At 71.2% G+C, this 23,525-nt stretch carries 27 protein-coding genes; 17 read left to right on the forward strand and 10 right to left on the reverse strand.

The window, feature by feature from the left end; all coding sequences use genetic code 11:
* The first annotated feature begins 86 nt into the window (after window positions 1-86).
* A complete protein-coding gene (locus tag AB0J76_RS39925; RefSeq protein WP_352320474.1) occupies window positions 87-524 on the forward strand; it encodes a sterol carrier family protein in 438 nt (145 codons plus the stop codon).
* Here AB0J76_RS39925 and AB0J76_RS39930 read toward each other — a convergent pair.
* On the reverse strand, window positions 521-787 hold the full coding sequence (locus tag AB0J76_RS39930; RefSeq protein WP_352320472.1) for a DUF4190 domain-containing protein: 267 nt from the start codon (window positions 785-787) through the stop codon (window positions 521-523). The two genes, AB0J76_RS39925 and AB0J76_RS39930, sit on opposite strands and share 4 nt — an antisense overlap.
* A 1,741-nt stretch (window positions 788-2,528) precedes the next feature.
* Here AB0J76_RS39930 and AB0J76_RS39935 point away from each other — a divergent pair.
* The 4 genes from AB0J76_RS39935 (at window position 2,529) to purM (ending at window position 6,287) form a co-directional block, all read left to right on the forward strand.
* Window positions 2,529-2,936 carry a MarR family transcriptional regulator gene (locus AB0J76_RS39935; protein ID WP_352320471.1) on the forward strand — a complete coding sequence of 136 codons (408 nt, stop codon included), beginning with the start codon at window positions 2,529-2,531 and terminating at the stop codon, window positions 2,934-2,936.
* A gap of 94 nt (window positions 2,937-3,030) precedes the next feature.
* Window positions 3,031-3,777: an SDR family NAD(P)-dependent oxidoreductase gene (locus AB0J76_RS39940; RefSeq protein ID WP_352320469.1), complete on the forward strand. Its 747-nt coding sequence runs from the start codon at window positions 3,031-3,033 to the stop codon at window positions 3,775-3,777.
* 51 nt (window positions 3,778-3,828) lie between these two features.
* Entirely contained in the window at window positions 3,829-5,265 is a 1,437-nt protein-coding gene (gene purF, locus AB0J76_RS39945; RefSeq protein WP_352320467.1) for an amidophosphoribosyltransferase, read from the forward strand.
* Window positions 5,262-6,287, forward strand: coding sequence for a phosphoribosylformylglycinamidine cyclo-ligase (gene purM / locus AB0J76_RS39950; RefSeq protein WP_352320465.1), 1,026 nt, complete (start codon window positions 5,262-5,264; stop codon window positions 6,285-6,287). The genes purF and purM overlap by 4 nt, the downstream gene beginning before the upstream one ends.
* A 35-nt stretch (window positions 6,288-6,322) precedes the next feature.
* Here purM and AB0J76_RS39955 read toward each other — a convergent pair whose 3' ends face one another.
* The gene (locus tag AB0J76_RS39955) at window positions 6,323-6,868 is read right to left on the reverse strand and encodes a CGNR zinc finger domain-containing protein (RefSeq protein ID WP_352320463.1); all 546 of its coding nucleotides are present in this window, start codon (window positions 6,866-6,868) and stop codon (window positions 6,323-6,325) included.
* 86 nt (window positions 6,869-6,954) lie between these two features.
* On the opposite strand from AB0J76_RS39955, the gene AB0J76_RS39960 reads away from it, so the two are divergent.
* Entirely contained in the window at window positions 6,955-7,797 is an 843-nt protein-coding gene (locus AB0J76_RS39960) for an alpha/beta hydrolase (RefSeq protein ID WP_352320461.1), read from the forward strand.
* A gap of 91 nt (window positions 7,798-7,888) precedes the next feature.
* On the opposite strand, the gene AB0J76_RS39965 is transcribed toward AB0J76_RS39960, so the two are convergent.
* Entirely contained in the window at window positions 7,889-8,116 is a 228-nt protein-coding gene (locus tag AB0J76_RS39965) for a DUF3073 domain-containing protein (RefSeq protein ID WP_352320460.1), read from the reverse strand.
* Between the two features lie 151 nt (window positions 8,117-8,267).
* A complete protein-coding gene (locus tag AB0J76_RS39970) occupies window positions 8,268-9,347 on the reverse strand; it encodes a Glu/Leu/Phe/Val dehydrogenase dimerization domain-containing protein (RefSeq protein ID WP_352320458.1) in 1,080 nt (359 codons plus the stop codon).
* 105 nt (window positions 9,348-9,452) lie between these two features.
* Here AB0J76_RS39970 and AB0J76_RS39975 point away from each other — a divergent pair, with 105 nt between their 5' ends.
* Window positions 9,453-10,316: a hypothetical protein gene (locus tag AB0J76_RS39975; protein ID WP_352320456.1), complete on the forward strand. Its 864-nt coding sequence runs from the start codon at window positions 9,453-9,455 to the stop codon at window positions 10,314-10,316.
* A 322-nt stretch (window positions 10,317-10,638) separates the two neighbouring features.
* The gene (gene bldC, locus AB0J76_RS39980) at window positions 10,639-10,842 is read left to right on the forward strand and encodes a developmental transcriptional regulator BldC (protein WP_013133571.1); all 204 of its coding nucleotides are present in this window, start codon (window positions 10,639-10,641) and stop codon (window positions 10,840-10,842) included.
* A gap of 123 nt (window positions 10,843-10,965) precedes the next feature.
* Here bldC and AB0J76_RS39985 read toward each other — a convergent pair whose 3' ends face one another.
* Window positions 10,966-11,577, reverse strand: coding sequence for a TetR/AcrR family transcriptional regulator (locus AB0J76_RS39985; protein ID WP_352320454.1), 612 nt, complete (start codon window positions 11,575-11,577; stop codon window positions 10,966-10,968).
* A gap of 257 nt (window positions 11,578-11,834) precedes the next feature.
* On the opposite strand from AB0J76_RS39985, the gene AB0J76_RS39990 reads away from it, so the two are divergent.
* The 4 genes from AB0J76_RS39990 (at window position 11,835) to AB0J76_RS40005 (ending at window position 15,854) form a co-directional block, all read left to right on the forward strand.
* Window positions 11,835-12,827 (forward strand): LacI family DNA-binding transcriptional regulator, encoded by a 993-nt coding sequence (locus tag AB0J76_RS39990; RefSeq protein WP_352320452.1) that lies wholly within the window; start codon window positions 11,835-11,837, stop codon window positions 12,825-12,827.
* Between the two features lie 209 nt (window positions 12,828-13,036).
* Window positions 13,037-13,285, forward strand: a complete 249-nt coding sequence (locus AB0J76_RS39995) for a hypothetical protein (protein WP_125645653.1) — start codon at window positions 13,037-13,039, stop codon at window positions 13,283-13,285.
* A 131-nt stretch (window positions 13,286-13,416) separates the two neighbouring features.
* Window positions 13,417-14,265: an N-acetylmuramoyl-L-alanine amidase gene (locus AB0J76_RS40000; RefSeq protein ID WP_352320449.1), complete on the forward strand. Its 849-nt coding sequence runs from the start codon at window positions 13,417-13,419 to the stop codon at window positions 14,263-14,265.
* Window positions 14,262-15,854, forward strand: a complete 1,593-nt coding sequence (locus AB0J76_RS40005) for a beta-N-acetylhexosaminidase (protein ID WP_352320448.1) — start codon at window positions 14,262-14,264, stop codon at window positions 15,852-15,854. The genes AB0J76_RS40000 and AB0J76_RS40005 overlap by 4 nt, the downstream gene beginning before the upstream one ends.
* A gap of 7 nt (window positions 15,855-15,861) precedes the next feature.
* Here AB0J76_RS40005 and AB0J76_RS40010 read toward each other — a convergent pair whose 3' ends face one another.
* From AB0J76_RS40010 to AB0J76_RS40020, 3 genes are read right to left on the reverse strand one after another with little or no spacing between them, the layout of a single operon-like run.
* Entirely contained in the window at window positions 15,862-16,422 is a 561-nt protein-coding gene (locus AB0J76_RS40010; protein WP_352320446.1) for a GNAT family N-acetyltransferase, read from the reverse strand.
* Between the two features lie 18 nt (window positions 16,423-16,440).
* Window positions 16,441-17,493 carry a quinone-dependent dihydroorotate dehydrogenase gene (locus AB0J76_RS40015; protein ID WP_352320444.1) on the reverse strand — a complete coding sequence of 351 codons (1,053 nt, stop codon included), beginning with the start codon at window positions 17,491-17,493 and terminating at the stop codon, window positions 16,441-16,443.
* 6 nt (window positions 17,494-17,499) lie between these two features.
* Window positions 17,500-18,150 carry a response regulator transcription factor gene (locus AB0J76_RS40020; protein ID WP_352320442.1) on the reverse strand — a complete coding sequence of 217 codons (651 nt, stop codon included), beginning with the start codon at window positions 18,148-18,150 and terminating at the stop codon, window positions 17,500-17,502.
* Window positions 18,151-18,168: 18 nt separating this feature from the next.
* On the opposite strand from AB0J76_RS40020, the gene AB0J76_RS40025 reads away from it, so the two are divergent.
* Both AB0J76_RS40025 and lpdA read left to right on the forward strand, forming a co-directional pair.
* Window positions 18,169-18,543 (forward strand): tautomerase family protein, encoded by a 375-nt coding sequence (locus AB0J76_RS40025; RefSeq protein WP_352320441.1) that lies wholly within the window; start codon window positions 18,169-18,171, stop codon window positions 18,541-18,543.
* 39 nt (window positions 18,544-18,582) lie between these two features.
* Window positions 18,583-19,962, forward strand: coding sequence for a dihydrolipoyl dehydrogenase (gene lpdA, locus AB0J76_RS40030; protein WP_352320439.1), 1,380 nt, complete (start codon window positions 18,583-18,585; stop codon window positions 19,960-19,962).
* 56 nt (window positions 19,963-20,018) lie between these two features.
* Here the strand turns inward: lpdA and AB0J76_RS40035 are convergent, their stop codons facing one another.
* Window positions 20,019-20,495, reverse strand: coding sequence for an anthrone oxygenase family protein (locus AB0J76_RS40035; RefSeq protein WP_352320437.1), 477 nt, complete (start codon window positions 20,493-20,495; stop codon window positions 20,019-20,021).
* Window positions 20,496-20,612: 117 nt separating this feature from the next.
* Between AB0J76_RS40035 and AB0J76_RS40040 the strand changes: the two genes are divergently transcribed.
* On the forward strand, window positions 20,613-21,101 hold the full coding sequence (locus AB0J76_RS40040) for a hypothetical protein (protein WP_352320436.1): 489 nt from the start codon (window positions 20,613-20,615) through the stop codon (window positions 21,099-21,101).
* Here the strand turns inward: AB0J76_RS40040 and AB0J76_RS40045 are convergent, their stop codons facing one another.
* Window positions 21,102-21,920: a nucleotidyltransferase domain-containing protein gene (locus AB0J76_RS40045; RefSeq protein ID WP_352320434.1), complete on the reverse strand. Its 819-nt coding sequence runs from the start codon at window positions 21,918-21,920 to the stop codon at window positions 21,102-21,104. It lies immediately after the preceding gene.
* Window positions 21,921-22,071: 151 nt separating this feature from the next.
* Between AB0J76_RS40045 and AB0J76_RS40050 the strand changes: the two genes are divergently transcribed.
* A complete protein-coding gene (locus AB0J76_RS40050) occupies window positions 22,072-22,851 on the forward strand; it encodes a hypothetical protein (RefSeq protein WP_352320432.1) in 780 nt (259 codons plus the stop codon).
* Between the two features lie 78 nt (window positions 22,852-22,929).
* Window positions 22,930-23,397 carry a hypothetical protein gene (locus AB0J76_RS40055; protein WP_352320430.1) on the forward strand — a complete coding sequence of 156 codons (468 nt, stop codon included), beginning with the start codon at window positions 22,930-22,932 and terminating at the stop codon, window positions 23,395-23,397.
* The last annotated feature ends 128 nt before the right edge of the window (window positions 23,398-23,525 follow it).

Raw genomic sequence — 23,525 nt, forward strand, 5'->3', positions numbered from 1 at the left:
CGGCGGGGACGTTACGGTCGCCGACGAAACCCGGGGTGAACGACGACCTCCGTCCCGATGAACGCTTGCCGCGAGACAATGGACTCGTGCCACCACGCAAGATCGACCCGGAGAAGCTGCGCGCGGCCCTCGACGGCCAGCTCGTCGCCCTCGACGAACCGCCCTACGACGGCCCCGCATCGGCCCTGCCCGACGCCCTGGTCGCCGCGGTGCTGACCGCCTACGACCGCGGGCTCGCCCCCGAACGCGACGCGGCCCGGCAGGCGGTGCGCCACCTGCTGGAGAAGCTGGCCGCCGCCGCTCCCGGCCGCACGGTCGAGGTGCGCGTGCCGCCCTACGCGGCCGTCCAGGCCGTCCCCGGCCCCCGCCACACCCGCGGCACGCCGCCGAACGTGGTGGAGACCGACGCCCGCACCTGGCTGGAGCTCGCGCTCGGCCGGCTCACCTGGGACGAGGCCGTGGCCAGGGGCTCGGTCGCGGCGAGCGGCTCCCGCGCCGACCTGTCAGCCCACCTGCCGCTCTAGCGGCCCTTGCTCATCCAGGGGAACCTGCTCTCGAAGCACTGGTCGGCGAGCTGGCCGGGAAGCTGGCCGCACTCCTGGACCACCTTCCAGAACCAGATCGCGACGATCGCGAACAACACCAGCGACAGCGCGCTGATCACGATCCCGGCGATGGCCCGGCCCCTGCCCACGCGCTTGGCGAGCGCCACACAGCCGAAGACGATCGACAGGATCGCGGTGAGCACGCCGGTGAAGCAGACGAACACCAGGAACGGGCTGGCCACGCCCAGCACCAGCGAGGCGGTGGCCAGGCCGCTGCCGGGCGGCGCAGGCGGCTGGGCGCCGTAGGGGCCGTACTGGCCGTAGGCGGGGGCTCCCGGTGGCGGGCCGTAACCGGGCGGGCCGCCGTAGGGGCTGGAGGGGGTGGTGCCGGGGACGGACGCGTCCCGGCCCCCGGTCTCGTACGCCCCCGGCGCCTCATAACGCCCGCCAGCCGCCGCCGACCCCCCATAGGCCCCCTCACCGCCCCCGCCGACCCCCGGCCCGCCATACGGCCCCTCACCACCTCCGCCGGCCGCCGTGGGCCCGGTGTAGGCTCCCTCGCCCCCGTAGGCCCCCGGCCCGCCGTAGGCTCCCTCGCCCCCGTAAGGTGCGCCAGGACCTCCTGTGGGTCCTCCTGCGCCTACGGAGGGGGGCGTCACGCCTTCCGCGCCCGCGGTGGCACCCCTGCCTACGGCGCCTCCGGGGCGCTCGATGCCTCCTGGGCCTTCCGCACCTCGTGGGCCCTCCGTACCGCCCTCCGTACCGCCCTCCGCGCCGCCCGGCCGCGCGCCCGGCTCCTCGGGGCCGCCGGCCGCGTGGGTGCCGGTGGGCGGGGGCTCGAAGGTGGGCACGTCGCCGTATTCGTACCGGGAGGGCGCGGGGCGGCTCGGCTCCTCGTCCGGTTGCGTGCCCCAGCCCGGATAGGCCGGGGTGCCGCCGGGCATCGGATAGACCTGCGTCTCCTCGGCGTCCCTGCCAGACCATCGCGTCCCGCCGGTGCCGCCGCCCTCGGCCGGTTGCGGCGTCTCGGGCGAGGTGGGCAGGTCGGGATGGTCGGGACGTCCCCCGGGCCTGGGCTCGTGCGACGGCGGCACGTCGGGTGGCGGCGGTGGCACCACGGGTGGCACGGGCGCGATCGGCTCCTCGCCCTCCCGCTCCTCCTCGAACGGCCACTCATCCGCCCACCGCCCACCCCCGGACCGCCCCCCAGCTCCTTCGCCCTCAGACCGCCCGGCCTGCCGCTCCCCCGGCCGTTCGCCGGGCTGCTCGCCGGGCTGCTCGCCGGTCCGCTCGCCGGTCCGCTCGTCGGGCTGTTCGCCCTCGTGCCGCCCGCCGCCCGACCGGCCTCCCTCTCCGGGACCTACGCCTCCGCCTGGGGCTGCGCCCTCCGGAGTGTCCGCGTGACGAGGGGCGTGCTCGGGTCCAGAGAACTGCTCGGGTCCAGAGCCGTGCTCGGGTCCAGAGGCGTGCTCGGGTCCAGAGGCGTGCTCGGGTCCAGAGGCGTGCTCGGGTCCAGGGGCGTGGTCGGGGGCGTGTTCGTGGTCGGGGGCGGTCCAGCCCTCCGGGGTGCCGGCGCCGCCGGTCGGCCCCGCGCCGGGCGGGCCGCCGACGGCCCACTCGCTCGGGCGCCACTCGTTGCTCGTCGGCCCGCCCTCGTACGGCCCGATCTCCGGCGGCTCCTCCTCGGGCGCCGGCCGCTCCTCCTCGGCCGTCCCCTCCCGCCTCCATTCGGGCGTGTGCTGCGGCGGCGCGGATTCGGGCCGGCCCTCGCGGGGGTGGCCTTCGCGGTGCTGCGGGTCCTGCCCCTCGCGGGGTTCGTTGGGGTCCCCAGGTGTGGTCACGTCTGCGTCTCCCGACGGGTCTGCATGCCGGATACTTCACCTTTTCGCGGAGGGCATCGGCTAAAGCGCACGACACGGTAAGACGGCCGCCATCCTTGGGTCACCATGCGCCAAAGCGGCAGGCGGCGGGCAAGATGAGTGCATGCTGGACGAGACCCTGACGTACGCCCTGATCATGGTCATGAAGACCCACCGCAACCGGATGGCCGCCGCCCTGGCGCCACTGGGCCTGCACACGGGCCAGGAGCTGCTGCTCAACCAGCTGTGGCGGCAGGACGGCCTCACCCAGGGCGAGCTGATCGCCCGGCTGGGCGTTGAGCCGCCGACCGTCACCAAGACCCTCCAGCGCCTGGAACGCGCGGGCTTCGTCCACCGCTCCCCCGACCCCGACCGCCCGCGGGTGGGCCGCGTGCACCTGACGGAGGCCGGCAAGGCGCTGCGCCAGCCGGTCGAGGAGATCTGGGCCAGGACCGACGAAGAACTCCAGCACGGCCTGGACGACACCGAACGCGCCCTGCTGTCCCGCCTCGTCCGCGCCATCCCCCAGTAACTCTCTTCACCAAGAGCGAAACCCCCTTGCCTCCAGCACCCACAAAGGACTTAGCTGGCTAATTAGTCGGCTAATCAATCAAGAGAGGCATCCCATGCACGCGTTCATCACCGGCGGCTCCTCCGGCATCGGCGCCGCCACCGCGCTCGCCTACGCCAGGGCCGGCGCGCGGGTCACCCTCACCTACAACACCGGCCCGGACCGCGCCGCGGAGGTCGTCAAGCGCATCGAGGAGGCGGGCGGCCAGGCGGCGGCCGTCCATCTCGACCTGGAGGACCACGCCACCGTCGCGCCCGCCGCCGCCCAGGCGGGCCCGGTGGACGCCCTGGTGCTCAACGCCGTCCGCTGGGGCACGATCATGCCCAACAGCATGAGCTTCGAGGACGTCCCCGCCGCCGAATGGACGGCCGCCCTGCACGCGAACGTCGTCGGCAACGCCCTGCTCGTCCAGGCCTTCCTGCCCGGGATGCGGAGGAACGGCTTCGGCCGGATCGTCTTCGTCTCCTCGGGCGCCGCCGAGGAGGGCCAGCCGGGCCCCGGCCCGTACGGCACCGCCAAGATGGCCCTGCACGGCATGGCCCGCGCCCTGGCCTGGGAGGCCGGCCGGGACGGCGTGCTGGTCAACGTGGCCGTCGCCGGGCTCACGATCACCGAGGCCGAGCGCCCGGTCACCCAGGAGGTCCTCGACCGCGTCGCGGCCCGCACGCCCAGCCGCCGGCTCTCGACCGCCGACGACATGGCGGCGCTGATCCATTTCCTCGGATCGGCGGCGAACCGCAACGTCACCGGAGAGTTCGTCCGCGACGGATCCAACGCCGGCAGATCCTCCCACGCCGGCTGATGAAGCACCCGGGTGTGCGAGCACGGAAGCCCGCAACCTAAACTGAGGCATGTGCTGAAGGGCGACGGCCGGCTCGGCCATGACCTGGACCCCCACGACCGCGCACCCAAAGACGCTTGTGGTGTCTTCGGCGTCTGGGCACCAGGCGAGGAAGTTTCCAAACTCACCTACTACGGGCTGTACGCGTTGCAGCACCGCGGCCAGGAGTCCGCGGGCATCGCGGTCAGCGAGGGCAGCCGCATTCTCGTCTACAAGGACATGGGCCTGGTGGCCCAGGTCTTCGACGAGTCCGTGCTGGGCACCCTCCGCGGCCACCTGGCCATCGGCCACTGCCGTTACTCCACCACGGGTTCGAGCGTGTGGGAGAACGCGCAGCCGACCCTCAGCTCCACCGAGGTCGGCGGGCTCGCGCTCGCGCACAACGGCAACCTGATCAACACCCCGGAGCTGGCCGAGCGCCTGGCTCCCGGCTCCACCCGGGCGACCACCGACACCGAGGTCCTGGCCTCGCTGCTCGCCCAGGATCGCACGCGTTCCATCGAAGACTCGGCGGCCGAGCTGCTGCCGCAGGTCAAGGGCGCGTACTCGCTGGTGTTCATGGACGAGAAGACCCTCTACGCGGCCCGCGACCCGCAGGGCATCCGCCCGCTGGTCCTGGGCCGTCTGGAGCGCGGCTGGGTGGTGGCCTCCGAGACGGCGGCCCTCGACATCGTGGGCGCCACGTTCGTCCGCGAGATCGAGCCCGGCGAGCTGCTCACCATCGACGAGGACGGCGTCCGGTCCCGCCGCTTCGCCCTGCCCGACCCCAAGGGCTGCCTGTTCGAGTACGTCTACCTGGCCCGTCCCGACACCACGATCGCGGGCCGCGGCGTGCAGGTCACCCGGGTCGAGGTCGGCCGCGTGCTGGCCCGCGAGCACCCGGTCGAGGCCGACCTGGTCATCCCCACGCCCGAGTCCGGCACCCCGGCCGCCGTCGGCTACGCCGAGGAGAGCGGCATCCCCTACGGCCAGGGCCTGGTGAAGAACTCCTACGTGGGCCGCACGTTCATCCAGCCCTCGCAGACCATCCGCCAGCTCGGCATCCGGCTCAAGCTCAACCCGCTGCGCGAGGTCGTCGCGGGCAAGCGCCTGGTGGTCGTCGACGACTCGATCGTGCGCGGCAACACCCAGCGCGCCATCGTGAAGATGCTGCGCGAGGCGGGGGCGCGTGAGGTGCACGTCCGCATCTCCTCGCCGCCCGTGGCCTGGCCGTGCTTCTACGGCATCGACTTCGCGACCCGCGCCGAGCTGATCGCCGGCTCGCTGTCGGTGGAGGAGATCAGGGCCTCGCTGGGCGCCGACTCGCTGGGGTACATCTCCCTGGAGGGCCTGACCAAGGCCACCACCATCCCCGCCGGGCGGCTCTGCCGGGCCTGTTTCGACGGCTCGTACCCGATCCCCATCGACCAGGACAACGTGGGCAAGTTCGTGTTGGAGAGCAAAGCGTGAGTACCTACGAGGCCGCCGGCGTCGACATCGAGGCGGGCGAGCGCGCCGTCACCCTGATGAAGGACAAGGTGGCGCGGGCCCGCCGGCCGGAGGTGGTCGACGACGCCAGCGGCTTCGCCGGGCTCTTCGACGCCTCGGCGCTGCTGCGTTACCGGCGTCCGCTGCTCGCCTCCTCCACCGACGGCGTGGGCACGAAGGTCATGATCGCCCAGCGCTACGGCAAGCACGACACGATCGGCATCGACCTGGTCGGCATGGTCCTCGACGACCTGGTGGTCTGCGGGGCCGAGCCGCTGTTCATGACCGACTACATCGCCGTCGGCAAGGTCGTGCCCGAGCGCGTGGCCGAGATCGTCGGCGGCGTGGCCGAGGGCTGCCGGCTGGCCGGCGCGGCGCTGGTCGGCGGCGAGACCGCCGAGCACCCGGGCGCCATGGGCCCCGACGAGTACGACCTGGCCGGAGCCGGCACCGGCGTGGTCGAGGCCGACGCCATGCTCGGCCCCGACCGCATCCGCGAGGGCGACGTGGTCCTCGGGCTGGCCTCCTCCGGTGTCCACTCCAACGGCTACTCGCTGGTGCGGCACGTGCTGCGCGAGGCGTCGCTGTCGCTCGACGCGGTGCTGCCCGAGCTGGGCCGTCCGCTGGGCGAGGAGTTGCTGGAGCCGACCCGCGTCTACTCGCTCGACTGCCTCCACCTGGCCCGTTCCACCGAGGTGCACGCCTTCGCGCACATCACGGGCGGCGGCCTGGAGGCCAACTTGTCGCGGTCGCTGCCCGGCCACCTCGACGCGCTGCTCGACCGGTCGTCCTGGACCCCGCCGGCGATCTTCGAGGTGCTGGCCGGGCACGGGCGGATCGCCCAGAAGGACATGGACCGTACGTTCAACCTCGGCGTGGGCATGGCGGCCGTGGTGGCGCCCGGCTCGGCCGACGAGGCCGTCCGGCTGCTCGCCGAGCGCGGTCTGCCCGCGTGGGTGCTGGGCGAGATCGTCCAGGGCTCCGGCCAGGCGCGCTACCGCTGACCCGCGACGGGGGCCGGCTCGATGCCGGCCCCCGTTCAGCCGGTCCTGTGCCGCTGGTAGTGGCGGGCGACGCGCACCCGGTTGCCGCACAGCTCCGGTGAGCACCAGCGCCGCCGGGGGTGGGCGGGCAGGAAGATCATGCGGCACCGGGGCCCCTCACAGGCCCTGATCCGGCTCGCCGCCGGATCGGCGAGCAGGTCGGCCGCGGCCTCGGCGAGCTGCGCGAGCAGGCGGGCGAGCCGGTCGCCGTCCCTGTGCGCGCCCTTGGTGAGCCCGCCGTCCGTGACGTCCAGACGCCCGTACGCCGGCGCGGCGCGCATCGCGTCGTTGATCGCCGCGACCGCCTCGCCAGGCGGCCGCTCGCCCCGGCGCACGGCCTCGACCGCCGCCGCCACGTGCGCCCGCAACTCCCGGAGCACGCCGAGATCGTCCGCCGTGAACGGCCCCCGGACGGACGCCAGCCGGCCCGCCTGACGATCGAGCCAGTTCCCGAACACCTCGGGCGTGTCGAGGACGTCGAAGTCCTGGCCCCGGGTGTTCACCAGGTCCAGCGCGAGCGGCTCACCGATCAGGAACTCCATGAGTCCTAATGCTACATCTCCCCCTTGACGCGTTAGAAGCCTGCTCGTTATAACTAACGCATCATTACGTGAGAAAGGCATTAGGCATGGAGATCCCGCAGATCCGCCACGGTTTCGTGGACGTGGAAGGCGTCCAGGTGTTCTACCGGGAGGCGGGCCCGCGCGACGGCATCCCCGTGCTCCTGCTGCACGGCTTCCCCTCGGCCTCCCACCAGTACAGGCGCCTGATGGACGCCCTGGGCGCCCGCTACCGCCTGATCGCGCCGGACTACCCCGGCTTCGGCCACACCGAGGCCCCCGGCGACTTCGTCTACTCCTTCGACCGCCTGGCCGACGTGGTCGAGGGTTTCGTGCGCGAGATCGGGCTCGACCGCTTCGTCTGGTACGCCTTCGACTTCGGCGGCCCCGTCGGCTTCCGCCTGGCCACCCGGCACCCCGAATGGATCGCCGGCCTGATCGTCCAGAACGCCAACGCCTACGACGAGGGCCTGTCGGACCTGGCGCGCACCACGATCCACGCGTCCGCGGAGAACCTGGGCGACCTGTTCACCCTGCCCGTCACGCGCGGCCAGTACGAGGGCGGCGCATCGGACGTCTCAGCCGTCGCACCCGACGGATGGACCCTGGACCAGCACTTCCTCGACCTGCCCGGACGCCGGGAAGCCCAGCTCGCGCTGGCGCTCGACTACCGCTCCAACCTCGCGCTCTACGCCGACTGGCAGGCATGGCTGCGCCGCCACCGGCCGCCCACGCTGATCGTGTGGGGCCGCAACGACGCCTTCTTCCCGGAGCCGGGCGCGCACGCCTACCTGCGGGACCTGCCGGACGCCGAGCTGCACGTGCTGGACACCGGGCACTTCGCCCTGGAGGACAAGCTCCCCGAGATCGCGCCGCTGGTCGCGGGCTTTCTCGACCGCACGCAAGCGTGACGAAAGCCCCACGGTTGCCCGTGGGGCTCGACGCTCATGAACGAGGATCCGGCACATGCCGGATCCTCGGCCACGTCACTCTGAAGAACGGCTATCGGCGACCCGAAGGACGGCCGTCTTCGTCGTCCCCGGAGCCGTAGTCATCGGCGTAATCGGCATAGCGATCCGCCAGCTCATCGTTGAGGTCGTCGGCGTCGTCATTGCTGGAGTCTCCGACCCCGAGTTCGTCGCGCAGACGGTCAAGATCCGTGCCACCGCTGTTGTACTTCAGCTGGCGAGCAACCTTGACCTGCTTGGCCTTTGCTCGGCCGCGCCCCATTGGCTCGACCCCCTCGTGTGGGGTCGTCCCCGACCCCTCGTCGCTAACGCACCACACACTGACGCCGCCTGACTTTGGACGTCAGCCTATCGTTCGCCTATTACCGTACCTGTTTTGTGCCCAGCTCGGTACGTCGTATGGGCGTGAGGCGTCAGTGGCCCAGCCAAATGGCCCTAATACGCCCGACTTCCGACATTCTGCGCTCGGCTAGCCTATCCGCTGCCACAGCCGGCGGAACGCCCTCGTCCGCCGCGATCCCGAAGATCTTCAGGGTTGTGTCGTAGATCTGGGCCGCCTTCGCCCTGGCCCGGTCCATGCTGAAGCCCTCGATCTCGTCGGCGACCTGGATGACGCCGCCGGAGTTGACCACGTAGTCGGGCGCGTACAGGATCCCGCGGTCGGCCAGCTGCTTCTCGACGCCGGGATGCGCGAGCTGGTTGTTGGCCGCGCCGCAGACGATCTTCGCCCGCAGACCGGCCACCGTGGCGTCGTCGAGCGCGCCGCCCAGCGCGCAGGGCGCGAAGACGTCGATGTCGGACGTGGTGAGCGCCTGGGCGTCGGCGACCACCTCGACCTCCGGATGCCGCTGGCGCACCCGCTCGACGGCCCGCGGGTCGACGTCGCAGATCACGACCTCGGCGCCGTCCTCGCGCAGGAGGTCGACCAGGCGGTGGCCCACCTTCCCGACCCCCTCGACGCCGACCCGCCTGCCGTGCAGCGACGGCGTGCCGAAGACCCGTTCGGCCGAGGCGCGCATGCCCTGGAAGACGCCGAACGAGGTCAGGACGGAGGAGTCGCCGGCGCCGCCGTGGGCCAGGGTGCGGCCGGTGACGTGCCGGGACTCGCGGGCGACGACGTCCATGTCCTCGCTGAAGGTGCCGACGTCGCAGGCGGTGATGTAGCGCCCGCCCAGCGACTCGACGAACCTGCCGTAGGCGCGCAGCAGCGCCTCGCTCTTGACCTTGGCCGGGTCGCCGATGATGACGGCCTTGCCGCCGCCGAGGTCGAGGCCGGCCAGGGCGTTCTTGTAGGACATGCCCTTGGCCAGGTTGAGCACGTCGGCCAGGGCCGCCTGCTCGTTCTCGTACGGATAGAACCTGGTGCCGCCGAGCGCGGGCCCGAGGGCCGTGCTGTGGACGGCGATGATCGCACGCAGGCCGCTCTGCTCGTCGGCGCAGAAGACGACCTGCTCGTGGACGTCCTTGTGGGACGTGCCGAAGACGTCGGTCACGGTAGTGACTCCCTGTCCGGTCCACCGCTCCTTCGCGGCGGAGGTCACTCTCAGACTAGTGAGCCCGACGGTGCGCGCAGGTGCTCTTCGTGACACGATGCCTCCGTGCTGCCCTATGCCGCCTACCTCCGCGTCTATGAGCCACTGACCGCGTTCGCCGAGTCCGAGCGCAAGCTGTGGGCCGACTACGCCGACTCACGCGACCGTCCGCGCCGGGCGAACGCGCTCAACGCGGAGCACAGCGAGTCGGTCATGCGCCTGCTCGGCATGCCCCCTCAGCCCGTTCCCGCCCAGGAGAGCCCCAATGCCTATCTGCGGCGCGTTGAGGACCGTTTGTACGTATGTCCCTGGCAGACGCGTCTGCGGTCGTGGCTGGCCTTCTCACGGCTTCGTGGCGCCACTCCCGTGAAACTGATGGACCGGCTCGTGCCGAAGGCCATCGCCGAGCAGACGGCCGACGACTTCGACCGGTTCAAGCGCCGGGCCGGTTCGTCCGCCTTGCGTACGCACATTCGCACCACGGCGTGGCATGTGCCGCCATCGTGGTTCGTGCCGTTTGATGGGAACGAGCGCTGGCTGGTGCTCGGCTCCTCCACCCCGGGACAGGACGTGACGACCACTACGGGCCGTAACCTCATCTACGTCACCTCCATGGCCCAGGCCAGGAGGCGGGCGGCCCGCGCCCTCAACGTGATGCGCCGGCACCTCGGCGACGCGTCGTCCAACTTCGACGTGGAGGACATCGCACGCTGGCTGGAGGAGTTCCACCCGCACTCGCTGGTCGAGCTCGACTACGGCGGCCTGGTCCACCTGATGAACGACGACGCCCTCCAGGCCGACCAGTCGGTTGCTGAGCTTTCGGCCGCTTTGACCGGTCTGGACACGGGTCAAGAAGAACTTGCCTATGCCATGTACCAGCGCGTCATCCTTCGGTGGAAGTCAATGCAACAGCTGGAATCCGCCAACTGATTCCCAAAACAACCGTCTGACCTGCATGAGTAGGTCACGTCTCGCGGCTGCTCTCTTCTGCGAACTGAGTAGTTTGCCGTTTTCACTGCGATACCACGAACCGTGTCGCTAGAATCACCGAGCGTGACATCGCCATAGGGGCGGGCAGTTGGGTCAAAGAAGGGCTCGCCAATCGCTCTGCGTGGCGGTATGGTCACATCGGGTGATGCCGCATATGGCTCAGAAAAGCCGCACGCTCTGCGCCATAGGGGGACATCCGTGACACGCGCAAAGGCAGTCACAGGATCGCTAAGCCGGTCCACACGGAGGAGAGGCCGCACAAATGTCAGCTCGTACACCCGAGGCCGAGCCACTGCTCACGCCCGCTGAGGTCGCGACCATGTTCAGGGTCGACCCCAAGACCGTTACGCGGTGGGCCAAGGCGGGCAAGTTGACGTCGATTCGTACCCTCGGCGGTCATCGGCGTTACCGGGAGACCGAGGTTCGCGCACTGCTGGCGGGCATTCCACAGCAGCGTTCCGAGTAGTTCGCAAAGGGTCGTCACGAACCTCAGGGGGGTTGAGGGTGGACCAGGTACGCTTGCCCGGTCCACCGACGTGACGTCGCACGGGGAAGTTGGCGTCGCCCGCCCGGCGCCACTCTTCCCCCGCTACGCCAGTTGCTCGCCGGTGAGCACGTCGAGCAGCTCGCCGACCTCGCCGTCGTAGGCGGCGGCCACGCCCAGCAGGGCCACCATGTGGTCGACGAGCATCTTCTCCAGGATCGGCCGCTCGACGTCGCGGTGCTCCAGCCAGTCGAGACCGGCCGTCTCCACGGAGGCGATCCACGAGCGCAGCGTGGTGCGCAGCACCGGGCTCGGCTCCTCGACGCGCATCTGCTTCTGGATGAGGCGGAACAGCCTCCGGCGCACGCCGTCGACGATCTCCCCCACCTCGCCCGCCCGGTTGGCGGGCCCCCCGCGCAGCAGCGCGGCGAAGCCGGCGGCGTGCTCCTCGACGAAGTCGAAGTAACGCCCGAGGCCCGCGGCCAGCTCGTCGAGCGGCCTGCCGCCCTCGGCCGGGCGCAACCGCGACTCCAGCTGCTCGGCCGCGCTCCTCAGCGCGGCCACGTAGAGCTCCTGCTTGCCGCCGAAGTAGTGGTAGACGAGCGCCCGCGAGGCGCCTGCCGCGGAGGCGACGTCGTCGATCGAGACGTCCTCGGCGTCACGGGTGCTGAACAGCTCCAGCGCGGCCGCCATGAGCTCCTCGCGACGGCGGTCCACGCTCAGCCTTCGGCGTGCGGGGCGTGCCGTCTCGGCTGACTTCCCGGGTGTCACACCTGCACAGTATCCGACGACGTGCCCAATAGCGGACGTGTGGCGAATGGGTCAATATCAGGCTTCCCTAACCCGAACCCGTACCCTGCGGCTTACTCGATCGTTTGGTGAGACAGGTGCCCATATCCGCATCGCGGGGGAGACACATGTCAGGACCGCCCGTCAACACTTCAACCATCGCCGAGCTCCGCGAGGTAGACCCATTGCCTCGGCCACGACCCACCATCCGCAACGTCGCCGAGCGAGCCGGCGTCTCGAAGTCGCTGGTCTCACTCGTGCTGCGCGGATCCCCGCACGTGAGCGAGCACCGGCGGCAGGCAGTGCTCCAGGCGGCGCGCGAGCTCGGCTACCGGCCGAACGCCGTCGCGCGCAGCCTGGTGGAAGGACGTACCCATCTGGTCGGTGCGCTCGTCGCCGACCTGCACAACCCGTTCTACGCCGAGTTCCTCGACGGCCTGCAGGAGAGCCTGCACGGCGACGGGCTGCGCATGCTGATCGGGAACAGCCAGTGGGACCCGGCGTTCGAGGACGAGGCCGTCGAGGCCTTCCTGGAGCTCCGGGTCGACGGGCTGGTGCTCTTAGGCATCGCGCCGACCAGCGAGACGCTGATCGAGGCCACCGCCTACACCCCGACCGTCGTCGTGGGGGAACGTGACATCGAGCTCGACGGCGTCGACATCGTGGTCGACGACGACCAGCTCGGCGCCCGCCTGGCCATCGACCACCTGGTGAACTTCGGGCACAAGCGGATCGCGCACATCGAGGGCCCCCGGTCCTCACGCTGCGAGGGCTACCTCGTGGCGATGCGCAGGCATTCGCTGGCCCCGTACATCATGGTCGAGGCGGCGGACGCGACCGAGGAGGGCGGCCGCGAGGCGGCGATCGCCCTGCTGACCCGCGACCCGCGGCCGACGGCCGTGTTCGCGGCCAACGACGTGGTGGCGCTGGGCGTGCTGGCCGCCGCGGCGGAGCTGGGGCTGCGGGTGCCGGAGGACCTGTCCGTGGTCGGCTACGACAACACCCACCTGTCGGCCTCACGGCACATCTCGCTCACCTCGGTCGACCAGCCGCGCCGCGCCATGGGCAGGTCGGCGGCCGCGCTGCTGAGCGACAGGATAGGCGAGCCGGCCAAGGGCGCCCGGCTGCGCGAGATCCAACCCGAGCTGGTCGTGCGCCGCAGCACGGGACCCGCCTGAGGGGATATCTGCCGGTTGCGCTGCCGTTGCGGGCCTTCACCGGGCGCCGCAATGGCACGGCGGGCCAATGCACAGGTCTCTCGTCGGCAAGCCCGACCAAAGCCTGGGTCAAGCCGTACGGCAACGTCGCCGGACGGCGGTTTACTCGTCAGGGTCATGCTAATTGTGGCCGAATCTGGTTCGGTCACGATCTGATCCGGGGGACAGTCATGCGTGATCCAGAACTGGTGTCCTGCGCCCAGCGCGCGGCGGCCGAGCTCGAACGCGCCTGGGGGCACTGGCGCGCGGGCAGGGGGCGGGGCACCGACGTCGGCGCCGAGTCCGTCGCCAGCTACGTGGCGCATTCCCTCGACCATCCGTGGGGCCGCCCCCGCGTCGTCCTCGGCCTCGACGCCGAGGACGCGCGGGAGCTGGCCGCCCTGCTCGAACGGCAGGAGGTTGGCGAGCACGTGTGGTGAAGCGGACGGCGAAACCGCCAGACGGACCGTCGCAGCGGTCCCGATCCGGCACTTCGGCAGGGTCGCGTGCCGACTCGCAGGATTGCTGTTGATACGGGCCTGAACGCGTGGCTTCACGTAAGTTGGAGCCCATGCGTGCTCTACCAGCCACCGTCCTCGCCGTCTGCGGCCTGATCGCCTCCGCGTGCGGCGGCACCGAGCCTGGTGGCGCCGCGGCAGGTCAGGCCCCCTCCACCGCCCAAGGGCCCAGTAAGGCGTCCGTCCAGGACGGGACGACGGAGACGGCCACGGCGAAGCAGGCGCCGCCCGGCGCCAAACCGCTCGCCGGCAAGGTCATCGTCATCGACCCCGGGCACAACGGCGCCAATTACCGCCATCCGGCCGAGATCAACCGCAAGGTCAACGTGCTGACCCAGATGAAGGCCTGCGACACGACCGGCACGGCCACGAAGAGCGGTTACAGCGAGGCCGCCTTCACCTGGGACGTCTCCAACCGCATGGCGAAGATCCTCAAGCAGCGCGGCGCGACCGTCAAGCTGACCAGGCCGGACAACGACGGCGTCGGGCCGTGCATCGACCAGCGGGCCGCGATCGGCAACAAGGCCCATGCCGACGCCGCGATCTCGGTCCACGGCGACGGCTCGGACAATCCCTCGCACCGGGGGTTCCACGTGATCCTCCCGAAGAAGATCAACGGGCCGGTCGACAAGGTCGTGGGCGCCTCGACCAAGCTGGGGATCGACGTACGCGACGCCTACCTCAAGGGCACCGGCATCCCCTACTCCAACTACATCGGCAACAAGGCGCTGAACTTCCGCAACGACATCGGCGGGCTCAACCTCTCGACCGTGCCGAAGGTCCTCGTCGAGTGCGGCAACATGCGCAACGCCGTCGACGCGGCCAAGTTCCAGGACCCGAAGTTCAGGCAGCGGATCGCCTTGGCACTCGCGAACGGGATGCAGCACTATCTCGAAGCATGATTCCTCGCCCAGAGCTGCTCAGTGATCTTTCCGGCTCCTTCGAGCTGACCTCGGGCGCGACCGTCGCCGGTCCGTACGCGGACGCGGTACGTCGCGCGCTGCCCCTCCTCGACCTGCGCCCGGGAGACTCGGGCGAGATCGAGGTACGCCAGGATCCCGCGCTCGGCGCGGAGGCCTACCGGCTGACCACCGGGTCGCGTGGGATCGAGATCGTCGCCGGCGGGGCGGCGGGCGCGTTCTACGCGGCGCAGTCGTTGCACCAGTTGCTGCCGGACGCCTCCTACCGGTTCGCCGACGGCGCGTCGTGGCCGGTGCCCGGGGTGCGGATCGAGGACGCGCCGCGGTTCGCCTGGCGTGGGCTGCACCTCGACGTGGCCCGGCATTTCTCCCCCAAGCGGGAGGTGCTCCGGCTGATCGACCTGATGGCCGTGCACAAGCTGAACCGGCTGCACCTCCACCTGGTCGACGACCAGGGCTGGCGGGTGGAGAGCCGGGCGTACCCGCTGCTGCACGAGGTCTCCTCGCACCGGCCGCGCACGGCCACCAACTACTACCGGGAGCCGGAGGCGTACGACGACATCCCGCACGGCGGCTACTACACGCTGGAGGACCTGGCCGAGATCGGCGCGTACGCGCGGTCCAGGTTCGTCACGGTGGTGCCCGAGATCGACGTGCCGGGGCACGCCTCGGCGATCCTGGCCGCCTACCCGGCGCTCGGCGCCACCGGCGAGCCCTACGACGTGCTCGACCGGTGGGGCATCTCGCCGGCGATCCTGTCGCCGCTGCCGCCGACCGTCGAGTTCCTGATCACGATCTTCGACGAGATCATCGGCGCGCTGGGCGAGGTGCCCTTCTTCCACATCGGCGGGGACGAGGTCGTGCTCGACCACTGGGCGCAGTCGGCCCAGATCACGGCCTACCGCGAGTCGCTGGGGCTGTCCACGGTGCCCGACCTGCAGGCGTGGTTCCTGCGCCGGCTGGCCGACGCCCTCGCCGAGCGCGGCGCGCGGGCCGTGGTGTGGGACGAGGCGTTCGTGAGCGGCGGGCTGCGCCAGGACACCGTCGTCATGCCGTGGCGCGGCATGGGCGTCGGGCGGCGCGCCGCCGCGGCCGGCCACGAGGTGGTCGCCACCCCGGTGTTCCCGCTCTACTTCGACTACGCCGAGGCGGCCTCCGCCGACGAGCCGATGGCCATCGGCGACACCACCACGGTGGCCGACGTGGCCGCGTTCGACCCGGCCCCCGCCGACTGGACCGACGAGGAGCGGGCGCGCGTCATGGGCGTGCAGGCCCAGCTCTGGACCGAGCGCGTGCCCGACCCCCGGACCGTCGACTACCGGCTCTGGCCGCGGTCGTGCGCGCTGGCGGAGGTCGCCTGGGCCGGCTCGGGCGGCGACGGGTTCGCCGAGCGGCTGGAGCGGCACCTGCGGCGGCTCGACGCGATCGGCGTGGAGTACCGGCCGACGGCGGGCCCGCACCCGTGGCAGCGGCGGCGTCCGCACCGGCCGAGCGGCGTGAAGGTGAACGAGGTGATGGAGCGCATCGACGCCATGACGCACGACGCGGAGTCGACCAGGCCGAGCGTCTGACCGTCGGTCACATGGGCGCGGGCCGGTCGTTGAGTATGCGCTGGAACAGCACGTGGTCCTGCCACTCGCCGTCGATGCTGACGGCGCGGGGGGCCATGCCGTACTCCTCGAAGCCCGCCTTGCGCAGGACCGCCTGCGAGGCCTTGTTGTGCGGGAGCGTGCCGGCCTCCACCCGGTGCAGGCTCAGGTCCTCGTCGGCGGCCCGGCACGCCTCCAGCACCGCCTTGGTGGCCAGCCCCCGCCCGTTGTACGCGGCGTCCACCCAGTAGCCCAGCGACGCGCTCTGGGCGGCGCCCCGGATGATGCTGTTCAGGTTCATCCGGCCCACGACGCGGTCGCCGTCCGTGAGCACCCACGGCATGACGAAGCCGGCCGCACGGTCCTCGGCCAGTCGTTCGAGGCGTGCGGCCTGGCCCGCGGGGGTGAAGAAGTCGGCCGGCCTGCGGGGCTCCCAGGGGCGCAGGAACTCGCGGTTGCGGCGGTAGGCGTCGGCCAGCGCCCGCGCGTCGGACCTGGCGACGGGGCGCATGACGACGTCGTCGGTGAGCTTCACCTCGGCATTGATCACGATTCCACGATAGGGGCCCTAGGCGGTGCGGCCGATCGCCTCGGTGACGGAGGACAGGCCGTGGCGGCGGACCCGGCGGGCGAGCTGCCGGTGGATGCGGGCGGCCCACAGCGGGCCGCCGTAGATCCAGCCGGTGTACCCCTGGACCAGGGTGGCCCCGGCCAGCAGGCGCTCCCAGACGTCGTCGACGTCCTCGACGCCGCCCACGGAGACCAGCGTGAGGCGGTCGCCGACCTTGGCGCGCAGCCGGCGCAGCACCTCCAGCGAGCGCCCCTTGAGCGGACGCCCCGACAGGCCGCCGGTCTCGCCGCCGTGCCTGATGGTGGTGTTGGTCGCGATGATGCCGTCGAGGCCCAGCTCCACGGCCAGGTCGGCGACCGCGTCGACGTCTTCGTCGGCCAGGTCGGGGGCGATCTTCACCAGCAGCGGCGTGCGGCGCGGCGTCGCGTCGGCGACCTCCTTGACCGCGACCAGCAGCGGGCGCAGCAGCTCGACCGCCTGAAGGTTGCGCAGGCCGGGCGTGTTGGGCGAGCTGACGTTGACCACCAGGTAGTCGGCCAGCGGGGCCAGCTCCCTGGCGCCGGTCACGTAGTCGGCCACCGCCTCGGACTCCGGCACGACCTTGGTCTTGCCGATGTTCACCCCGACCACGACCGGCACCCCGCGCGTACGGCGCAGCCGCCGGGCGGCGGCGCGGGCGCCGGAGTTGTTGAAGCCCATCCGGTTGATCACCGCCCGCTCCCCCACCAGCCGGAACAGGCGCGGCTGCGGGTTGCCGGGCTGGGCGTGCGCGGTGATGGTGCCGACCTCGACGTGGCCGAAGCCGAGCGCGGCGATCGCCTCGGCGCAGGCCGCGTCCTTGTCGAACCCGGCGGCCAGGCCGAACGGGCCGGGGAAGTGCACGCCGAACGCGGTCACCCGCAGGACCGGGTCGTGCGGGGCGAACGCTCGGTGGAGCAGCCGCTTGAGCAGGGGCAGCCGGGCGAGCATGGCCAGGCCCTTGACGGTGAGACGGTGCACGGCCTCGGCGTCGAAACGCCGCAAGACCTGCGTGAACACGAGGCGATACATCACGGGTCAGGCTACCAATCCCGCCTCGTGGGCGATGATCGCGGCCTGGACGCGGTTGCGCACGTCGAGGCGGGTCAGGATCGTGCTCACGTACGCCTTCACGGTGCCCTCCACGATGTGCAGCCGCTTGGCGATCTCCGCGTTCGACAGGCCGGCGCCGAGCAGGGCGAGGACCTCCCGCTCGCGGTCGGTGAGCACGCCGGCGCGGTCGCGGGCCTCGGCCTCGCGGGCCATCCGGCCGCCGGCGAGCTGGGCGATCACGCGCTGGGCCACCTTGGGCGACAGGTACGCCGCGCCGTCGGCGACCGCGTGGATGCCGGCGATCAGCTCGCGCGGGTCGCCCGACTTCAGCAGGAACCCGGCGGCCCCCACCTCCAGCGCCCTGGCGATGTAGTCGTCCTCGCCGAACGTGGTCAACATCACCACGGCCGTGGCGGGCGCGACGCGGCGCAGCTCGGCCGCGGCGGCCAGGCCGTCGAGGCGCGGCATGCGGATGTCGAGCAGCGCGACGTCGGGACGGTGGCCGATGGCCAGGTCGACGGCCTGTCTGCCGTCGCCTGCCTCGGCGACCACCTCCAGGGACGGGTCGGAGTCGAGGATCGCCTTGACCCCGGCCCGGATCATGGCCTCGTCGTCGGCGAGGAGTACGCGGATCACGCCCTCTATATTGCCGACATGGCACAAGTGAAGGTTTACGGGCGTCGTGACGTGTGGGCCGGACGGCAGCGTGAGATCTCCGATCTGCTGCAGTCGTGCCTGGTGAGCGCCTGGGGGGTGCCGCCGGAGAAGCGCTTCCACCGGTTCCTGCTGCTGGACGCCGACGACTTCGTCTGCCCGGGGCGCAGCGCCAACTACCTGATCATCGAGGTCGTGTGCTTCACGGGACGCAGCGACGACGCCAAGCGCGCGCTGATCCGGTCGATCTACGAAAAGTCGGGATACGACCCTGAGGATGTGGAGATCACGATCATCGAGATGCCCAAGGTGAACTGGGGGATCCGGGGCGTTCCGGCCGACGAGCTGACGCTGTCGTACAAGGTGGAGGTCTAGCGTCAAGGGTGGCCTGGGGCGGGCGGTATGGTCCGAGTCATGAGCACTCACTATGACGTCGTCGTTCTCGGCGCGGGTCCGGGAGGATACACGGCCGCCGTCCGCGCCGCCCAGCTCGGGCTGCGTACCGCGGTCGTCGAGGAGAAGTACTGGGGTGGCGTCTGCCTGAACGTGGGCTGCATCCCGTCCAAGGCGCTGCTGCGCAACGCCGAGCTGGCCCACATCTTCCACAACGAGGCCAAGACGTTCGGCATCAGCGGCGAGGTGAGCTTCGACTACGGCGCGGCCTTCCAGCGCAGCCGCAAGGTGGCCGACGGCCGGGTCAAGGGCGTTCACTACCTGATGAAGAAGAACGCCATCACCGAGTACGACGGGCGCGGCACGTTCCTCGACGCCAACACCCTGCAGGTCAACGATGAGACGATCACGTTCGACCACTGCATCATCGCGGCCGGGGCCACCACCAGGCTGATCCCGGGCACGCAGTTGTCGGAGCGGGTGGTGACGTACGAGGAGCAGATCCTCACCGAGAACCTGCCGCGCAGCATCATCATCGCGGGCGCGGGCGCGATCGGCGTGGAGTTCGCGTACGTGCTGCACAACTACGGCGTCAAGGTCACGATCGTGGAGTTCCTCGACCGGGTCGTGCCGCTGGAGGACGAAGAGGTCTCGGCCGAGCTGGCCAAGCGTTACAAGCGGCTCGGCATCGAGGTGCTGACCTCGACCCGCGTCGACGGCATCGAGGACACCGGCGGCTCGGTCAAGGTCACCGTCACCCGCGACGGCCAGACCCAGGTGCTCGAGGCCGACAAGGTCATGCAGGCCATCGGCTTCCAGCCGCGCGTCGACGGCTACGGCCTGGAGAAGACCGGCGTGCAGCTCACCGAGCGCGGCGCGATCGCCGTCGACGGCCGCTGCCGCACGAACGTGCCCCACATCTTCGCCATCGGCGACGTCACCGCCAAGCTCATGCTGGCCCACGCCGCCGAGTCGATGGGCATCATCGCCGCCGAGACCATCGCCGACGCCGAGACCATGGAGCTCGACTACGTGATGATCCCGCGGGCCACATACTGCCAGCCGCAGGTGGCCAGCTTCGGCTACACCGAGGCGCAGGCCCGCGACCTGGGCTACGACGTCAAGGTGGCCAAGTTCCCCTTCACGGCCAACGGCAAGGCCCACGGCCTGGGCGACACCGCCGGGTTCGTCAAGATCATCAGCGACAACACCCACGGCGAGCTGCTCGGCGCCCACCTGATCGGCCCCGAGGTCACCGAGCTGCTGCCGGAGCTCACGCTGGCCCAGCAGTGGGACCTGACCGTGCACGAGGTCGCGCGCAACGTGCACGCGCACCCGACGCTCGGCGAAGCGGTCAAGGAGGCGATCCACGGCCTCGCGGGCCACATGATCAACATGTGATCCGGTCGCGCGGATGCGCATCCCGGTGCTCGTCCATCGGGATGCATCCGGCCAGGTCAGACCCAGACGTACAGGGCGACGCCGAGCAACGCCACGGCCAGCGCCGAGGCCCAGCCGCGCAGCGTGTTCCACCGGGTCCAGCGCGGCGCGTACGCCTGCCAGGCCAGCTCGCCCGCGTCCAGGGCGTTGTTCATCGGCACGTTGATCGCGGCCGTGACGGCGATCGAGCCCAGGAAGTAGACGACGGCCGCCGCGAACGCCAGGACGGCCGGCCCGCCGTCCCCGCCGATCAGCAGGAACACGCCGGCCAGCAGCGAGGCCACGGGCGCGAGCGTGAACGTCGACAGGAATCCGGGGTTCAGGATCTTCCTGTTCATGCTGCGCATGGCGGCCGCCGCGCCCTCCGGCCCCACGGGCTCCCCCAGGGCGTCCAGGCCGGGCATGACGGAGGTGGAGAAGGCGAAGAACACGCCCGCCATCAGCCCGTTCAGGACGAGGGCGAGCACCGAGGAGACGGCCGCGAGTACGCTCACGTCCCTATGATCCCTTAAGTCACGCTTGTCCAAAGCATCCGCCGACGCCCTCGATTCTCATTGAACGTTCATTTATTCCTGAGACGTCTCTGAGACCGGGGGCACAACGTGGTGCCCGTGCCTCCAACGAACGCGCAAACTCAGATCGGACGGCTCGGCGCCGTCACGGTACGCCTGGGGCTCTTCGGGCTGGTCGCGCTGGGCATCCTGGGCGCCGGCCTGGAGCTGGCCTTCGAACGCCACTGGCAGTCCTGGCAGCAGTTCGTCCCCTGGGTGGCGCTGCTGGCGCTCGGGGCCGCGCTGGTGCTGCTCGCCCTGGACGCCTCGCCCCTCACGCTCAAGGTCGTCCGCGGGATCGCGCTGGCGGTGCTGCTCGCCTCGGCCTACGGCGTGTACGCGCACATCTCGGCCAACCATGGCATGGGCGCCTTCGACCCGCGCTACGCCGACACCTGGCAGACCCTCTCGCCCCTCACCCAATGGTGGTACGCGCTGACCAAGTCCGTCGGCCCGGCCCCACCGCTCGCGCCCGGCATGCTCGCCCAGAGCGCGCTCCTGCTGCTGCTGACCACGCTGGCCCCCGCCAGGGCCAGGCAGGACGCCTGATCACACCCCGCAGGCGGCCCGCACGTCGGCGACCAGCCGTTCGGCGGCGGCCACCGTACGGGTGATCTCCTCCGGCGTGCCGCCGACGGAGGCGAGCAGCGCCTGGGCCCGCTCGCCGAACCCGGCGGGCGCCGAGGGCAGCCGGCCGGCGGCGGCGACCATGCCCTTCTCGTTGATCAGCCAGGCGCCGTCGGCCGCGTGCAGGGCGTGGCAGGCGACGCCGATCGCGCGGAACAGCACCCCGGCGGCGTACACCGGGTCGCGCCCGGCGGCGCCGTACTCGGCGATCGTGAGCGAGAAGCCGGCCTCCCACAACCCCTGGACCAGCGCCTCGCGCAGCGCCGGCGGGTACGCGGCGGTCTCGGCGCGCAGGGCCGCCAGCTCGCCGGACGGGTCGGCCAGCACCTTGCACAGTGCCACCTCGCCCGCGTAGGCGTGGGAGTAGAAGCCCAGCGGGTGGCCCGGCTGGACGCCGATCTCGTAGCGTCCGGCGCGGCAGTCGTGCCAGACGCGGCGCACCCGGTCGAGGTCGCGGTAGATCCAGTCCACCCGCCACCCCTCGACGGTGAGCCAGCCGCCGCCGTCGACCCACGGGCCCCAGCCGCCGGGCTCGGTCACCTCGGTCGGCTCGCCGGTCATCTCCTGGGCGAGGGCGCGCAGGTCGCCGACGACGAGCGGCCCTCGGTAGTACAGGCCCAGATCGATGTCGGAGTCCGGCCGGTGCGTGCCGCGGGCCCGGCTGCCGCCGAGCGCGACCGCCACCACGCCGGGCACCTCGGCCAGCTTCGCCGCGATCTCCCGCAGCCGTTCGTCACGCATGCCGGTCCGCCATCCGTCCAACCTACCGAAGGCCCAAATCACATATTTCCGAACCACTCCGGCATTTTCCGCGTCACACTCAAGCACAGCCCGGTGTGTGATCCACGAGACTGGAGATACCGAAGTGGCGTCAGGTCGCAAACTCGTAGCCATGGCCGTGATGACGGCCGCCGCGCTCACCACGGGAGGGGCCGTGGCCCGGGGCGAGGCCCGCCCGGCCGCCGCCGTCCAGGAGCCGGCCCCGGTGACCACCACCGCTCGGACCACCACCGCTCTGACCACCCCCGCTCGGACCACCCCCGCCGCCACAGCGGAGCCCGCCTGCATGCGGGTCAAGGGCGCCGAGGTCTGCGTGGGCCCGGACGGCAGCGACCGGCCCGGCATCTGGGTCGAGGACACCCGCAACGACAAGCTGCACGCCGCCGTCGAGTACCACCTGAACGAGTACCTGGGCACCAAGTACGTCATCCACAACCTGGGCGGCAAGGGCGAGATCCGCGGCAACCGCGAGATCGGCAGGACGGTCACGTTCCGGGCCGCCGTGTACGAGGGCAACCACCGCGTCCGGGTGGGCCGCTGGAAGACCGTCCGCAACCTCACCAAATACCCGGTCAAGCGCGACACCGGCGTCACCCCGGCCGCCGCGCGGGGCCGTTCGGAGCTGTGCTCGTACACCAAGGGCGGGGCGAGCGTGTGCTTCCACGAGCGCGACACGTACGTCTTCGCCTGCGACACCAGGGCCGACGAGTACCAGGCGCGCGCCGAGTACTTCGTGGCCGGCGACCCGACCGCCCGGTACGAGATCCACCAGCTCGCCGGCCTCAACACCTGCGGCAAGGCCGAGCACGGCGACCAGTCGATCAGCATGTTCCGCGCGTCGGTCTACAACGGCTCGCACCGGGTCGCGACGCGGCAGTACAAATACAACTAGTTTGCAAGCGCCCCCGCAAGCCGGTTGAAATCGGGCCAATGCACTGTGTGGTCATCCCAGAGAGGAAGGAACCCCTCGATGACCGCCTCCCGTACCGCCGCCGTCCTGACCGGTGTCGCCGCCGCAGCCCTGGTCGCGCTCGCCTCCTCCCCCGCCCAGGCCGCCTCGGCCGCTTCGTGGGGTCCCTACTACGCCCCTGGGCAGGCCGCCAAGGCCACCGGCTCGCTGAGCGCGACCGGCGAGGACCACGCCGACCTGCCGACCGCCGACGTGGTGCGGATCTCCGGCAAGCTCACCGACCGCACCCGCAAGGACTCCGCCTGCGGCTGGGCGGTCTTCCGCATCACCTACCGCGACGGGAGCAACCTGCCCAACAAGGAGCGCAGCATCCGTAACTGCTCCTCCACCTCCGTCAAGCGGTTCTCCTTCGAGTCCCACGACGTCTACCAGGTCGAGCTGAAGGTCTGCGCCGAGGGCAAGGGCTCCAAGCCGTCCCTGAACTGCCTGTACGCCGGCACCTGGAAGACCCTCTACCTGTCGAAGTGAGGCCCCCCGGCGGCGTCCCGCCCATCCACCGATCGGTGGATGGCCGAAGCCGAGACCGTCGAGTTGCTGGCGCCGGCCCACCAGCGCGGCGCCAAGTGGACGCTCGACGCCTACGCCCTCGCCCAGGC

The organism is Nonomuraea sp. NPDC049624, from assembly GCF_040675255.1.
GTDB lineage: Bacteria > Actinomycetota > Actinomycetes > Streptosporangiales > Streptosporangiaceae > Nonomuraea.

What these genes read in the sequence shown, in the direction of transcription:
- AB0J76_RS40015 (WP_352320444.1), bottom strand. Translation starts at nt 17,493, where the DNA reads ATGTATCGCCTCGTGTTCACGCAGGTCTTGCGGCGTTTCGACGCCGAG.
- AB0J76_RS40000 (WP_352320449.1), top strand. Translation starts at nt 13,417, where the DNA reads ATGCGTGCTCTACCAGCCACCGTCCTCGCCGTCTGCGGCCTGATCGCC.
- AB0J76_RS39955 (WP_352320463.1), bottom strand. Translation starts at nt 6,868, where the DNA reads ATGGAGTTCCTGATCGGTGAGCCGCTCGCGCTGGACCTGGTGAACACC.
- AB0J76_RS40045 (WP_352320434.1), bottom strand. Translation starts at nt 21,920, where the DNA reads ATGCGTGACGAACGGCTGCGGGAGATCGCGGCGAAGCTGGCCGAGGTG.
- AB0J76_RS40005 (WP_352320448.1), top strand. Translation starts at nt 14,262, where the DNA reads ATGATTCCTCGCCCAGAGCTGCTCAGTGATCTTTCCGGCTCCTTCGAG.
- AB0J76_RS39940 (WP_352320469.1), top strand. Translation starts at nt 3,031, where the DNA reads ATGCACGCGTTCATCACCGGCGGCTCCTCCGGCATCGGCGCCGCCACC.
- lpdA (WP_352320439.1), top strand. Translation starts at nt 18,583, where the DNA reads ATGAGCACTCACTATGACGTCGTCGTTCTCGGCGCGGGTCCGGGAGGA.
- AB0J76_RS39965 (WP_352320460.1), bottom strand. Translation starts at nt 8,116, where the DNA reads ATGGGGCGCGGCCGAGCAAAGGCCAAGCAGGTCAAGGTTGCTCGCCAG.
- AB0J76_RS40050 (WP_352320432.1), top strand. Translation starts at nt 22,072, where the DNA reads ATGGCCGTGATGACGGCCGCCGCGCTCACCACGGGAGGGGCCGTGGCC.
- AB0J76_RS40055 (WP_352320430.1), top strand. Translation starts at nt 22,930, where the DNA reads ATGACCGCCTCCCGTACCGCCGCCGTCCTGACCGGTGTCGCCGCCGCA.
- AB0J76_RS40025 (WP_352320441.1), top strand. Translation starts at nt 18,169, where the DNA reads ATGGCACAAGTGAAGGTTTACGGGCGTCGTGACGTGTGGGCCGGACGG.
- bldC (WP_013133571.1), top strand. Translation starts at nt 10,639, where the DNA reads ATGTCAGCTCGTACACCCGAGGCCGAGCCACTGCTCACGCCCGCTGAG.
- AB0J76_RS39935 (WP_352320471.1), top strand. Translation starts at nt 2,529, where the DNA reads ATGCTGGACGAGACCCTGACGTACGCCCTGATCATGGTCATGAAGACC.
- AB0J76_RS39995 (WP_125645653.1), top strand. Translation starts at nt 13,037, where the DNA reads ATGCGTGATCCAGAACTGGTGTCCTGCGCCCAGCGCGCGGCGGCCGAG.
- AB0J76_RS39960 (WP_352320461.1), top strand. Translation starts at nt 6,955, where the DNA reads ATGGAGATCCCGCAGATCCGCCACGGTTTCGTGGACGTGGAAGGCGTC.